Consider the following 12,345-nt stretch of genomic DNA (forward strand, 5'->3'; position numbering starts at 1 on the left):
AACATGTTGAGCGCAACGCGCGCCTCGTCGGACATCCTTGAAGGATCCCACGGCGGCGTAAACACGATCTTCACGCGCGCGATGCTCACGCCTTCCACCGCACTCAAAGCGTTCTCGACCCACACCGGCATGTCGCCCGCCACGGGGCACCCCGGCGCGGTCAACGTCATCTCCACGTCCACTTCGCGGTCGGCGTTGATATCGATCTTGTATATGAGACCAAGCTCGTAAACATCGACCGGAATTTCCGGGTCGTAGATCGTCTTCAGCGCCGCGATGAGCGCGTCCGTGATGCGATCCAACTCTTCGTGCGGAATGCCGACTTCGTCATGCGACGACTTCGCCGTCTCAACCGTATGCGCGCACGGCTCCGGCAAATCCTTGTGCTTCGGCTCGTCCTGCGGGCCGTCCCACGGGGCGTTTTCGATCCGCGTCTTTGCCTGTTCCATGGTCTCGCTCATCTGAAAAACCGCTCCGCTTTCTGTAGCCCTTCGGCGAGCGCGTCCACTTCCGCGCGGGTGTTGTATAGGGCGAAGGATGCCCGGCAGGTGGATGTCAGCCCGAAGCGCGTCAGCAGCGGCTCGGCGCAATGGCTGCCCGCACGCACCGCGATGCCTGAGCGGTCGAGGATCGTCGCCACATCGTGGCTGTGTGCGCCCTCCATCGCGAAGGAGACGATCGCCCCCTTCTCGCGCGCGCTGCCGATAAAGCGCAGCGAGTTGAACGGCTTCAGCCGATCCTCGGCGTAGCGCAACAGGTCGAGTTCGTGCGCGCGGATCTTCGCCTTGCCGATGCTGTCGATATAGTCGAGCGCGGCCGTCAGCCCCGCCGCCTGCGCGATCATCGGCGTACCGGCCTCGAAACGATAAGGCGGGTCGTTGTATTTGATTGCGTCCCGCGTCACGGTCTCGATCATCTCGCCGCCGCCGAGGAACGGCGGCATCGCTTCGAGATGCTCGCGCTTCGCGTAGAGTGCGCCGATGCCGGTCGGGCCGTAAAGCTTGTGCCCGGTGATGACGTAGAAATCGCAATCGATGTCCTGCACATCGACATCGCAATGCACCGCGCCCTGGCTGCCGTCGATCAGCACATAAGCGCCGTGCGCATGCGCGATGCGGCAGATGTCCTTGATCGGCGTCGTCGTGCCGAGCACGTTCGACATGTGCGTGATGGCAACGATCTTCGTTTTCGGCGTGAGCGCGGCCTCGAAATCCTCAAGGCGGAATTCGCCCTCGTCCGTCACCGGCACCCAATTGAGAACCACGCCGCGACGCTCGCGGTGGAAGTGCCACGGCACGATGTTCGAGTGGTGCTCCATGATGGAGAGCAGCACTTCATCGCCCTCCCTCAGGTGCAGCCCGCCGAAAGACGCCGCAACGAGATTGATCGCCTCGGTCGCGTTCTTGGTGAAGACAATCTGCTCGGGGCTCGGCGCGTTGAGGAACTTCGCCACGCGCTCGCGGCCACCCTCGTAAGCCGCCGTCGCCGCATTCGCGAGGTAATGCAGCCCGCGATGCACGTTGGCATACTCATCCGAGTAGGATTTCACGATCGCGTCGAGAACGGCTTTCGGCTTCTGGGCGCTCGCCGCGTTATCGAGATAGACGAGCGGCTTGCCATAGACTTCGAGCGACATCGCCGGGAAGTCTTTGCGGATCGCTTCCACATCGTAGGAAGCTGCCGCGATGTCTTTCTCAATCAAGGCCATGACTTGTTCTCCCGAGGAGGCTCTACTTCGCCGCGAGCCATGCCGCAACCTTTTCGTCCAGCGCGGTGTGCAAGCCTTCGTTATCGATGGTGTCGAGTGCCGCGCCGACGAACGCCGCGATAAGGAGCGCTCGCGCCTGCGCTTCGGGGATGCCGCGCGCCCTGAGATAGAACATCAGATCCTCGTCGAGCTGGCCCGCCGTCGCGCCGTGACCGCAAACGACATCGTCGGCGAAGATCTCAAGCTCGGGCTTCGAGTCGAACTCGGCGTCGTTCGAGAGAAGCAGCGCGTTCGCCATCTGCTTGCCGTCGGTTTTCTGCGCGCCACGCTGCACGGCGACCTTGCCTTGAAAGACGCCCTTTGCGCGGTCGTCCAGCACGGCCTTGACGAGTTCGCGGCTTTCACAATGCGGCGCTGCGTGATCGACGACGAGCGTGAAATCCACGTGGCTGTGGCCGCGCGCCAAAATCGCGGCGTTGTAGGTTGCGCGGGCGTTCGGCCCTGTGAAATGGATCGTGCCTTCCGAGCGCGTAAGCGCGCCGCCGATAGCGGCATGCGTCGGCTCGTAAACCGCGCGTTCACCGAGCGTCACTTTCGCCGAGGCGAGATGCAACGCGGCGGCGCTCTGGGTCAGCCGCGCATGCTTGAGCGCGGCGCCTTTGCCGATGTCGAGCGCGGTGTAAGACCACGCCTGCGACGCGCCCGCGCCCACATGCGTCTCGATAATGGACGCTTCCGCGCCGTCGCCGAGCTTGATCGCATGCCGCAGCGCATAGGCATTCGCCTCGCAGGAAGCGATGACGATGAGGTGGATCGGCTTGTCGAGTTTTTTGCCGGGGGCGATGGAAATGAGCGCGCCTGATGTTGCGAACGCCGTCGACAGCGCGGCGACGACATCGCCTTTCGGCAGCGAAAGCGCAGCGAGAGTGGCCGCGGCGTCGGCCTCCGACTTCAGCTTTGCGCAGAGCGGCGTGAAACTGATGCCCGGCGCACCCTGGATGGTCGACAGGTCGGGGCGAAACTTGCCGCCCGCGAACACCGCGCGATAGGAATCGATGTTCGCAAGGGCCCGCCCGATGGATGCATCGACGTCAGCCCGTGCTCCGGCGTCGAGGCCGCCGAGCGGATGCACCGCCGTCATGAGCGCACGGAGATCGGTGTATTTCCAAGCCTCGACGCGGCGATGCGGCACGCCCAGCGCGGCGAAAGCGTCAAGCGCTTCCTCGCGCCACGCCCTCACCGCCGGAACGCCCGCGCCGGGCAGCCGGTCGCATACGCTCGCATAGAGGTCGAGGAAGCGCTGCTCTGCCGGCGTGGCCGCCGCTGTTATTGTTTGATGAATGGTCATGGCCGCTCCTTAAGCCGCTTCGGCGCCGTAGGACGCGTAGCCCGACTCTTCCAGTTCCACCGCGAGTTCCTTGCCGCCTGAGCGCAACACCTGTCCGCGTGCCATCACGTGCACCACGTCCGGCGTGATGTAATTGAGCAGCCGCTGATAGTGGGTGATGACGATCATGGCCGTGTCAGGCGAGCGCAGCCGGTTGACGCCCTCGGCCGCGATGCGGATCGCGTCGATGTCGAGGCCGGAATCCATCTCGTCGAGGAGGCAGAGCGTCGGCTTCAGGAGCGCCATTTGCAGCACTTCGTTCCGCTTCTTCTCGCCGCCCGAAAACCCGACATTGAGCGGACGCTTCAGCATCTCCATCGAGATGCTGAGCTTTTCCGCCTCGGTCTTCACGGCGCGCATGAAGTCGGGGATTGAGATCTCGGCCTCGCCGCGCGCCTTGCGATGCGCGTTCATCGCCGCGCGAAGGAAGGTGAGCGACGCCACGCCGGGGATTTCCATCGGATACTGGAAAGCGAGGAACACCCCGGCCTGCGCGCGTTCTTCCGGCGACATGGCGAACAGATCCTGGCCGTTCCATGTGGCCGAACCGCCCGTGACCTCGTAGCCATCCTTGCCGGACAGCACGTAGGAGAGCGTGGATTTGCCCGAGCCGTTCGGTCCCATGATGGCGTGAACCTCGCCCTTCGGCACTGTGAGGTTGAAGCCCTTCAGGATTTCCTTGCCGTCGACTTCCGCGCGAAGGTCTTTGATCTCAAGCATTCTTTGTTCCTACCTCTGAGTTCCGTCCGCGCCACCCGAACGCAAGCGCTGTTCATCCCGCTTTGTTTTCCGCCAGTCGAACCAGAACGCGCCCGCCGCCAGCGCAATGAAAAAGACATACAGGACAAGCTGCGCTGAGCCGGTCAGTGCGTAGATGACTGCCAGAGCCACGATCGCCAGGACGACAATCGCAATCGGCAAGCCGTAGCCACCGCGTGTTTTCACAGGATCATTCATGTTGGCCTCCGTGCCAGAACCAAACCAAGGATAAGCGTAACGGGCAGCGCGATCAGGTGTCGGACCGCCGCCGTCGCGCCGAGCGACTTCGCCGCGATGACGAAATCGCCCAGCGGAACGAGCGAGAGAGCCAGCAAAACCGCTCCGGTCGCCCGCGCCTGCCGCGCCACCGCCAACCCGAACACTATCAGGCCCAGCGCGATGTCGCGAACCCCCAGTGCAGGCATAAGCCCGATATCGGCCGCCATATGCGACGGATCGATCCCGAACGCCTGCACGGCGTTGCCCGGTGCCCAGATCATCGCCACTCCGACGAGGCAGAAGAATGCCCCGAGCAATGCCGCCAATATCAGCGCCATACGATCCCCGTTGTTCCGGCTTGCGCCGCCTTCGAGCCGTTAACCCACGCTTCCTTCGAGGCTGATCGAGATCAGCTTCTGCGTCTCGGCCAGAAACTCCATTGGGAGTTGCTGGAGCACGTCGCGCACGAAACCGTTCACGATGAGCGCCACGGCCTCTTCTTGCGAAAGGCCGCGCTGGAGGCAGTAGAACAGTTGGTCGTCCGAGATCTTCGACGTCGTCGCTTCGTGCTCGAACTGCGCTGTTGCGTTCTTCGCCTCGATATACGGGATCGTGTGCGCGCCGCACTGGTCGCCGATGAGAAGGCTGTCGCACTGCGTGAAGTTGCGCGCGTTCGTGGCGCGGCGATGCGCCGAAACGAGCCCGCGATAGGTGTTATCCGAGCGGCCCGCCGAAATGCCCTTCGAGATGATGCGGCTCGACGTGTTCTTGCCGAGGTGGATCATCTTCGTGCCGCTATCGACCTGCTGGCGGCCGTTCGAGATGGCGATGGAGTAGAACTCGCCGCGGCTGCCGTCCCCGCGCAGGATGCAAGACGGATATTTCCACGTGATCGCGGAGCCGGTTTCGACCTGCGTCCACGAAATCTTCGAGTTGCGGCCCCGGCAATCGCCGCGCTTCGTCACGAAGTTGTAGATGCCGCCTTTGCCTTCCTTGTCGCCCGGATACCAGTTCTGGACCGTCGAATATTTGATCTCCGCATCGTCGAGCGCGATCAGCTCAACCACGGCGGCGTGAAGCTGATTCTCGTCGCGCATCGGCGCGGTGCAGCCTTCGAGGTAGCTCACATAGGAGCCCTTGTCCGCGATGATGAGCGTGCGCTCGAACTGACCGGTGTTCTTCTCATTGATGCGGAAGTAGGTGGAAAGCTCCATCGGGCAGCGAACGCCCTCGGGCACGTATACGAACGAGCCGTCGGAGTAGACCGCCGAATTCAGCGTTGCGAAATAGTTGTCGGAGGTCGGTACGACGCTGCCGAGATATTTGCGCACAAGCTCAGGATGGTCGCGCACGGCTTCCGAGATCGGGCAGAAGATCACGCCCGCCCTGCCAAGCTCTTCCTTGAAGGTCGTTACCACGGACACGCTATCGAACACCGCATCCACGGCTACGCGCGGCGCTGTGATCTCCGCGCCCTCGACGCCGGCGAGCACGGCCTGCTCCCTCAGCGGAATGCCGAGCTTCTCGTAAGTGCGGAGCAACTCCGGGTCCACATCGGCGAGGCTCTTCGGTCCTTCCGCTGATTTCGGCGCGGAGTAATAATAAAGGTCGTCGTAGTCGATCTTCTGGTAATGCACGCGCGCCCAGGTGGGCTCTTCAATGCTGCGCCAGCGGCGATAGGCTTCAAGCCGCCATTCGAGCAGCCATTCCGGCTCGCCCTTCTTGGCCGAGATGAAGCGAACGGTGTCCTCGCTGAGACCCTTCGGCGCGCGCACGCTCTCGATGTCGGTGGTGAAACCGTACTTGTACTTGTCGACATCGATTTCGCTGACGCGTTCGATCGTGTCCTGCTCGGCCATGTCTCACTCCTTCCAGGCGGCCCGCCAAAGCGGACCTTTCATCTCAGGCGGCGGAGCGCGTTTCGCGCCTGCCGCAAATCTTGTCCAGAGCGGCAAGAAACCGCTCGATGTCATCGTCGCGCGTGGCCCAACCCGTCGATACCCGGATCGCCCCCGCCGCCAGATCCTCGCCCGCGCCCATCGCGGTGAGCACGTGCGAGCGCTCAACCTTGCCCGATGAACAGGCGGAACCGGAACTCACCGCCACGCCATCGAGATCGAGCGCCATCAACATCAGGTCGGCGCGCTTTCCGGGAACGGCGAAACACGTCGTATTCGCCAGCCGGGCCGCGCCTTCGCCGAAGATGACGGCTTCCGGAGCGATCGCCTGCAAGCGTTGTTCCAGCTTCGACCGGAATGCCCCACACTTGGCAATCAACATCTCTTGATCGCGAAGCGCTGCGTCGAGTGCGGCTGCCAATCCGGCGATAGCGGCAACGTTTTCAGTGCCGGAACGCAAGCGGCGCTCCTGCCCGCCGCCCTTCACAAAAGCGGGAGGCGGCTCCGAGCAGCCCCGCCAGATCGCGGCTCCAACACCTTTCGGGCCACCGAATTTGTGCGCGGAGAAAAAAACAGCGTCGGATTGTTCTAATTCCGACAAATGCATCCGGCCGACAGCTTGCACCGCATCGCAAACAAGCGTTGCCCCTTTTGCGCGAACGAGAGCCGCGATCTCGCATATTGGCTGGATAACGCCGGTCTCGTTATTCGCGGCCTGCAAAGCCACGACCGCGCCGGGCGCCACAGCTTCTTCGAGCGCGCTCAGATCCACGCGCCCCTCCGCCGTAACCGGCAGAACGCGCACGCGATCCGCCGCGAAACGATGCCCCTTCAGCACGCACGGGTGCTCGACCGCCGAAACGGCAAGCGCGCAGCCATCACCGCGCGGCTGAAGCAGCCAGTTCGCCGCCTCCGTTCCGCCCGAGGTGAACGTCACAGCGGACGCCTTCGCGCCGAACGCCTGCGCCACCGTCTCTCGCGCTCGCTCGACGACCGCGCGGGCCGCACGTCCCTCGCCGTGAATTGACGACGGGTTGCCGACGACACCAAGCGCATCGATCATCGCATCGCGCGCCTCGGGGCGAAGCGGAGCCGTCGCGTTATAGTCGAGATACGCGCGCGCCACGCTCAGGCCTCCGCTTTGGAAACGACACGTAGGGCGTCGTCACCGGGAAACGCCACGACTTCCGCGCCGGAAAAGCGGCCGGTCAGCACGTCGGCGACGGTCGCGTCGGCAAGGAAACGCTCAATGTGAGTGCCGAGCGCGAGCCACAAATCATGCGTAGAGCAACGCTTCGAGGCGACGCACCCCGCCTTATCCCCGGGTTCGCAACGCGTCATGCGCACCGGCTCGTCTACTGCGGCCATCACTTCGCCGATCGATATCGCGTCCGCATTTCGCGCGAGGATATAGCCGCCGCCCGGACCCCGCACCGATTGCACAATTCCTTTTCGCCGCAACTTCATGAAAAGCTGCTCCAGATAGGCAAGCGACAGATCGAGGCGCAGTGAAATATCGCTCAAGGCAAGCGGCCGGGCATCGTTCTGCCGAGCAACTTCGACAATGGCCATGACGGCGTAGCGACCTTTGGTGCTGAGCAGCATATTTATGCTTTCTTTACGCCCGGTTAGTGCGAAAGGTCGTGGAAATTCACGCCTCTTTTGTGATACGACACGGAAAACCTCGCGGCGGGCGAGGTATCAACGGGTCAAATTTCCCTTGCTACTGTGTATAGGATTTCCGACCGTCAGAGTCAACTATTTGGGCGGTTCGCTCGTGGTGCGCAAGTGCGCGCCCGTGGACGAGTGAGCCGCAATCAGGCGTCGCGATGACGTGCCGCACCGAGATCAGGCCAGAAAAACAATCAGCCAGCGCTGATCGCGAGAACGAGGTTCAGAAAAATGCCGGAAGTAATTATCAATGGCCCGGCGGGCCGCATCGAAGGCCGCTATCATCACGAGCCCACACCCGGCGCGCCGATTGCGATCATCCTGCACCCGCACCCGCAATTCGGCGGGACGATGAACAACCAGATCGTCTATAGTCTGTATTACACCTTCGTGCAGCGCGGATTCTCGGTTCTCCGTTTCAATTTTCGCGGCGTCGGGCGCAGCCAGGGGCTTTTCGACCAGGGACCGGGCGAACTCTCGGACGCCGCGACGGCTCTCGACTGGCTCCAGCTCGCTAACCCCGATGCGAAATCCTGCTGGATCGCGGGCGTTTCCTTCGGTGCGTGGATCGCCATGCAGCTTTTGATGCGGCGGCCGGAAATCGACGGCTTCATCTCGGTTGCGCCGCCCGCGAACCTCTACGATTTCAGCTTCCTTGCGCCTTGCCCGTCCTCGGGGCTGATGATCAACGGCGACCGCGATCGCGTCGTGCCGCCTTCCGCGGTGAAAACGCTGGTGGACAAGCTCAAGACGCAGAAGGGCATCGTCGTCAGTCACGAAGTCATTCCTGGCGCAAACCACTTTTTCGAAGACAAGATCGAAGATCTCGTCACCGCCATGGAAAAATACCTCGACAAGCGCACCCTTGCCGTGTCGAAACCGTCGCGCAAGGAAAAGTCTGAGCAGGATAGCGGCACGAAATGACCGCGTTTCGGCGCAGCCGTACGCGAAACTGACGGAGTCGGCGTTTTCGTCGGCTCCGCTCCAGCCATGCACATTATTCTATTCGTCGTAAAGACGATCAAACTTTATTAACTCTTTCGCGCGACTATGCCCGGGCTGATGGTATTTGAAAAAAAAGCCCATGCGCCCGAACACATATCTGAAACGACAAAGACCGCAAAGGCATCCGGCGCCGGTATTGCCGCAAGGCCTTCGGCCCAAATCGAGCAAGGGCGCCATGGGGAAAACCATCCTGATCGTCGAAGATAACGAGCTCAACATGAAGCTCTTTCACGATGAGAAACGGCGACGATTGCGCTCGCGCGCAAGCATCGGCCGGCCTCATTGTCAACGCATCCGCGAGGGCGGTTGCGAAGCCTATGTGTCAAAACCAATTTCCGTTTCACGCTTCCTCGAAACGATTCGTCAATTCATTCCGACGAATTTGTCATAGAAGGCTGGGGATAACGGGGAAAACTCGGGTTATGGGTGGCCCCGCCGAAAAATGCAGTGCTTTTCGAGGATTATTTCCTATAGAACGGAAATGTGTTGTTTAACAAGCGCTTGCAGACAAGCTTGAGTTGCCCCTCAAAAGGCGCAAGCGATGTTCAGAAAGCGTTAAGGAGGAGAAGCGCTAAATCCGACGAGTGAGGCAGAACGATGTCATTCTTGCCTTGCAAAAATTGGGTGTTTCCTCTTACTTATAAGCAGTTACCCTGCGGAGTGCTCGGGTCCGCCGCATCTCCTGGGTCCGTAGGGCATACGACCGAAGCCTCTTGTCGTCGCAAACATGACGGTTTCGGCAATAGCACGTTGGATCACGCCCTCTTGATCCGATGGCGCTCAGATCAGCTCCGCATCATAATCGGACTTACCCCGCTGCCGATGGTTGCGGAGCTGATCATCTCTTTATTTCTGATGAAAAATTCGAGCAGGAAACGCGAAGCCGCGGCTAGCGCGGCCGTCGCTACTTGATCTTCGCTTCCTTGAATTCCACGTGATGCTTGACCACGGGATCGTACTTCTTGAGCGCAAGCTTCTCGGTCAAATTGCGCGGGTTCTTCTTGGTTACATAATAGTAGCCAGTACCCGCCGTGCTCACCAATTTGATTTTCTGTGTTACTGGTTTTGCCATGATACGTCCGAAACTTCTCCCCAATCGAGCGCAGAAAGTGCCCGCCTTGAGTCCCGCTGTCAACCCCGGCAGCGACTTTAAATCATTTCAGTTGAAAACTACGAGCTTCCTGCAACTTTTTTCCATTTACGATTGAAACGCCTTCTCCAAAAAGGGCATAGATCCATCTCCACTCGCGCCGGTTGCCGAACATCCCCGGCCGACGAAGCAGCCGCCTCGGCACACGACTTTCCTCGGCTCAAGGCCCGCTCAGGCGTTTGTGCCTTAAATCGTATGCGGTGCAAGGCTGTCGATTTGATCTAGCGGCGGCCCTTCGCGCCCTTGCCGGGCTTTCGCCCCTCGGCTCGCGGCGGCTTGCCGCCGCCGCGCTTCCGCCCGACCTTCGCCAGCGCGGCCGAAAACTTGCCATCGCTCACCATGTCGAACCGTAACGCGCCCGCTGCCGGGTTCGCCTCCACGAGCTTCACATCGACGCGGTCGCCGAGGCGGAAGCTTTCGCCCGTGCGCTCGCCGACGATGGCGTGCAGGTTTTCGAGGTGCTTGTAAAAATCGCGACCGAGCGTCGCCATGGGCACGAAGCCGTCTGCGCCGGTGTCGAGCAGCTTCACGAACAGGCCGAAGCGCGTCACGCCCGACACGCGCGCCTTGAATGTCTCGCCGACGCGCTCCGCCAGATGCATCGCGATGAGGCGGTCCACCGTCTCGCGCTCGGCCGACATGGCTTTCCGCTCGCTCTGCGAAATAGCCTCCGCGATGGCGTCGAGCTTCGTCTTCTCCGCGTCGGACAGGCCGCCTTCGCCAAGCCCGAAGGCGCTGACGAGCGCGCGATGCACGACAAGATCGGCATAACGGCGGATCGGCGAGGTGAAATGCGCGTAGCGGCGCAGATTCAGGCCGAAATGACCGATATTGCCGGGGCGGTACTCGGCCTGCGCCTGAGAGCGCAGCACCACCTCGTTCAGGATTTCCTCGTGCTCCGTGCCGATCGCCTTCGTCAGCACGCGATTGAACTGGCCGGGGCGGTTGAAGCTCGTCTTGCCCGCGTTGACGCCGATGCTCGCGAGAAATTCGCTCAGCGCAACCAGCTTCTCCGACGACGGCGCGTCGTGCACGCGATAGATGAGCGGCGATTTCCTCGCCTCCAGCGCCTCGGCGGTGGCGACATTCGCCTGGATCATGAATTCTTCGATGAGCCGGTGCGCTTCCAGCCGTTCGGGAATGATGACCTTCAACACAAGGCCACGCTCATCAAGAACGATTTTGCGTTCGGGCAAGTCGAGGTCCAGCGGCGCGCGACGATTGCGTGCTTCTTTCAGCACCTCGTATACAGCCCAGAGCGGCTTCAGGATCGGCTCAAGCAGCGGCTTGGTTCTGGCGTTCGGGTTGCCGTCGATGGCCGCCTGCGCCTCCTGATAGGACAGCTTGGCCGCCGAGCGCATCATCGCGCGCGAGAAGCGCTGAGCGACCTTCTTGCCGTCGCGGTCGAAGGTGATGCGCACCGCTAGGCACGGCCGAAGCTCGTTCTCGCGCAACGAACAAAGCCCGTTCGAGAGCTTCTCCGGCAGCATGGGCACGACGCGGTCGGGGAAATAGACCGAATTGCCGCGAAGCAGCGCTTCTTCGTCGAGCGCGGAGCCGGGGCGAATATAGAAGGAGACGTCCGCAATGGCGACGATGACGACCGAGCCGCCTTCGTTGGCGGAGTCGGTGTCGGGCGCGGCCCAAACGGCGTCGTCGTGGTCTTTCGCGTCGAACGGATCGATGGTGATGAGCGGCACGCGCGTCAGGTCTTCGCGGTGCGACATCGTCGCTTCCGGCAGACGCTCAAGCTCAACCAGCACGTCCTCGCCGAACACATCGCGAAGCCCGTGATTGTGGATCGCGATGAGGCTGACGGCCTTTTCGGCCTTCGGATGGCCGATGCGCTCCGTCACGCGCGCGGACGGGCGATTGGTGCGCGAGTCGCGCAGCGTCTCGAAGCGGACGAGTTCGCCCTCTTCGGCGCCATCCATCTCGCCATCGGCGACCGGCCACTCTTTAAGGTCTTTCTTGTCGATCGACTCGACCACGAAGCCGCTCCCCGACTTGCGCAATATGCCGAGCTGGCGTGCGCGCTCGCGCGGCAGGCGCTTGATCGGCGAGGCGAGATAGGCAAAGCCGCTTGCGTCCTCGGCCGCTTCCGCGCCCTCGTCGTCTGCATCCGCGCCGCGACCTGCTTCCCTGATGCGCGCAAGAACGTGATCGCCGACGCCGATGGCCGCGCCTTCATAGCGGCGCGTGACGTTCAGCAGAATGCGCGGCGGCGCGCCGTCTTCGTCCTCATTCCAGTTGAGCGGCGCGCAGATGAGATCGCCTTCGCGATCCTGCGTCTTGACCACAATCACGGCGACGTTTGCCAGCGCCTCTTTCTTCACGAGGCGCCGCGTGTCTGCGATGAGGCCGTCCGCTGCCAGTTCCTTCAGGATGCGTTTGAGGTCGATGCGATCCGAGCCCTTGATGTCGAAGGCTCTGGCGATTTCGCGGCGGCCAATATTGCCGGTCGAGGAACGAATAAATTTAAGAATGTCGTCTTTGGTCGGCGTCTTGGAGCGCGCCACGTCGGCGCGCTTCTCTTTCAGTTTCATAG

12 protein-coding genes and 1 pseudogene are annotated in these 12,345 nt (G+C 62.0%); 2 read left to right on the plus strand and 11 right to left on the minus strand.

The features are described from left to right. The 9 genes from T281_RS07405 to T281_RS07445 all read right to left on the minus strand — a co-directional run. Positions 1-449, minus strand: a 449-nt coding sequence (locus T281_RS07405) for an SUF system Fe-S cluster assembly protein (RefSeq protein ID WP_245269180.1), incomplete at its 3' end; no start/stop codon positions are given. Positions 450-457: 8 nt separating this feature from the next. Continuing rightward, positions 458-1,708, minus strand: coding sequence for an aminotransferase class V-fold PLP-dependent enzyme (locus T281_RS07410; RefSeq protein ID WP_037236645.1), 1,251 nt, complete (start codon positions 1,706-1,708; stop codon positions 458-460). A 22-nt stretch (positions 1,709-1,730) separates the two neighbouring features. Next, the gene (gene sufD, locus T281_RS07415) at positions 1,731-3,056 is read right to left on the minus strand and encodes a Fe-S cluster assembly protein SufD (RefSeq protein WP_052037227.1); all 1,326 of its coding nucleotides are present in this window, start codon (positions 3,054-3,056) and stop codon (positions 1,731-1,733) included. A 9-nt stretch (positions 3,057-3,065) separates the two neighbouring features. Continuing rightward, positions 3,066-3,815 (minus strand): Fe-S cluster assembly ATPase SufC, encoded by a 750-nt coding sequence (gene sufC, locus T281_RS07420; RefSeq protein WP_013420453.1) that lies wholly within the window; start codon positions 3,813-3,815, stop codon positions 3,066-3,068. Positions 3,816-3,824: 9 nt separating this feature from the next. Further along, the gene (locus tag T281_RS07425; protein ID WP_037236648.1) at positions 3,825-4,052 is read right to left on the minus strand and encodes a hypothetical protein; all 228 of its coding nucleotides are present in this window, start codon (positions 4,050-4,052) and stop codon (positions 3,825-3,827) included. After that, the gene (locus tag T281_RS07430; protein ID WP_013420451.1) at positions 4,049-4,411 is read right to left on the minus strand and encodes a DUF4267 domain-containing protein; all 363 of its coding nucleotides are present in this window, start codon (positions 4,409-4,411) and stop codon (positions 4,049-4,051) included. The genes T281_RS07425 and T281_RS07430 overlap by 4 nt, the downstream gene beginning before the upstream one ends. A gap of 39 nt (positions 4,412-4,450) precedes the next feature. After that, positions 4,451-5,932: a Fe-S cluster assembly protein SufB gene (gene sufB / locus T281_RS07435; RefSeq protein ID WP_037236651.1), complete on the minus strand. Its 1,482-nt coding sequence runs from the start codon at positions 5,930-5,932 to the stop codon at positions 4,451-4,453. A gap of 43 nt (positions 5,933-5,975) precedes the next feature. Then, positions 5,976-7,103, minus strand: a complete 1,128-nt coding sequence (locus T281_RS07440; protein ID WP_037236654.1) for a cysteine desulfurase family protein — start codon at positions 7,101-7,103, stop codon at positions 5,976-5,978. Beyond that, the gene (locus T281_RS07445; RefSeq protein ID WP_037236656.1) at positions 7,100-7,576 is read right to left on the minus strand and encodes an Rrf2 family transcriptional regulator; all 477 of its coding nucleotides are present in this window, start codon (positions 7,574-7,576) and stop codon (positions 7,100-7,102) included. The genes T281_RS07440 and T281_RS07445 overlap by 4 nt, the downstream gene beginning before the upstream one ends. A 297-nt stretch (positions 7,577-7,873) precedes the next feature. On the opposite strand from T281_RS07445, the gene T281_RS07450 reads away from it, so the two are divergent. Then, positions 7,874-8,566, plus strand: coding sequence for an alpha/beta hydrolase (locus T281_RS07450; RefSeq protein WP_037236657.1), 693 nt, complete (start codon positions 7,874-7,876; stop codon positions 8,564-8,566). 367 nt (positions 8,567-8,933) lie between these two features. Beyond that, positions 8,934-9,038, plus strand: a pseudogene (locus tag T281_RS19865) (two-component system response regulator); the annotation flags it as partial. A gap of 513 nt (positions 9,039-9,551) precedes the next feature. Here the strand turns inward: T281_RS19865 and rpmG are convergent. Further along, the gene (gene rpmG, locus T281_RS07460) at positions 9,552-9,719 is read right to left on the minus strand and encodes a 50S ribosomal protein L33 (protein ID WP_013420445.1); all 168 of its coding nucleotides are present in this window, start codon (positions 9,717-9,719) and stop codon (positions 9,552-9,554) included. A gap of 299 nt (positions 9,720-10,018) precedes the next feature. Then, a complete protein-coding gene (rnr, locus tag T281_RS07465; RefSeq protein WP_052037228.1) occupies positions 10,019-12,343 on the minus strand; it encodes a ribonuclease R in 2,325 nt (774 codons plus the stop codon). Positions 12,344-12,345 lie beyond the last annotated feature (2 nt).

The organism is Rhodomicrobium udaipurense JA643 (assembly GCF_000636015.1).
Lineage (GTDB): Bacteria > Pseudomonadota > Alphaproteobacteria > Rhizobiales > Rhodomicrobiaceae > Rhodomicrobium > Rhodomicrobium udaipurense.

Excerpts from the sequence above, each read along its gene's own strand:
- T281_RS07410 (WP_037236645.1), bottom strand. The coding sequence starts at position 1,708 with ATGGCCTTGATTGAGAAAGACATCGCGGCAGCTTCCTACGATGTGGAA.
- sufD (WP_052037227.1), bottom strand. The coding sequence starts at position 3,056 with ATGACCATTCATCAAACAATAACAGCGGCGGCCACGCCGGCAGAGCAG.
- sufC (WP_013420453.1), bottom strand. The coding sequence starts at position 3,815 with ATGCTTGAGATCAAAGACCTTCGCGCGGAAGTCGACGGCAAGGAAATC.
- T281_RS07425 (WP_037236648.1), bottom strand. The coding sequence starts at position 4,052 with ATGAATGATCCTGTGAAAACACGCGGTGGCTACGGCTTGCCGATTGCG.
- T281_RS07430 (WP_013420451.1), bottom strand. The coding sequence starts at position 4,411 with ATGGCGCTGATATTGGCGGCATTGCTCGGGGCATTCTTCTGCCTCGTC.
- sufB (WP_037236651.1), bottom strand. The coding sequence starts at position 5,932 with ATGGCCGAGCAGGACACGATCGAACGCGTCAGCGAAATCGATGTCGAC.
- T281_RS07445 (WP_037236656.1), bottom strand. The coding sequence starts at position 7,576 with ATGCTGCTCAGCACCAAAGGTCGCTACGCCGTCATGGCCATTGTCGAA.
- T281_RS07450 (WP_037236657.1), top strand. The coding sequence starts at position 7,874 with ATGCCGGAAGTAATTATCAATGGCCCGGCGGGCCGCATCGAAGGCCGC.
- rpmG (WP_013420445.1), bottom strand. The coding sequence starts at position 9,719 with ATGGCAAAACCAGTAACACAGAAAATCAAATTGGTGAGCACGGCGGGT.
- rnr (WP_052037228.1), bottom strand. The coding sequence starts at position 12,343 with ATGAAACTGAAAGAGAAGCGCGCCGACGTGGCGCGCTCCAAGACGCCG.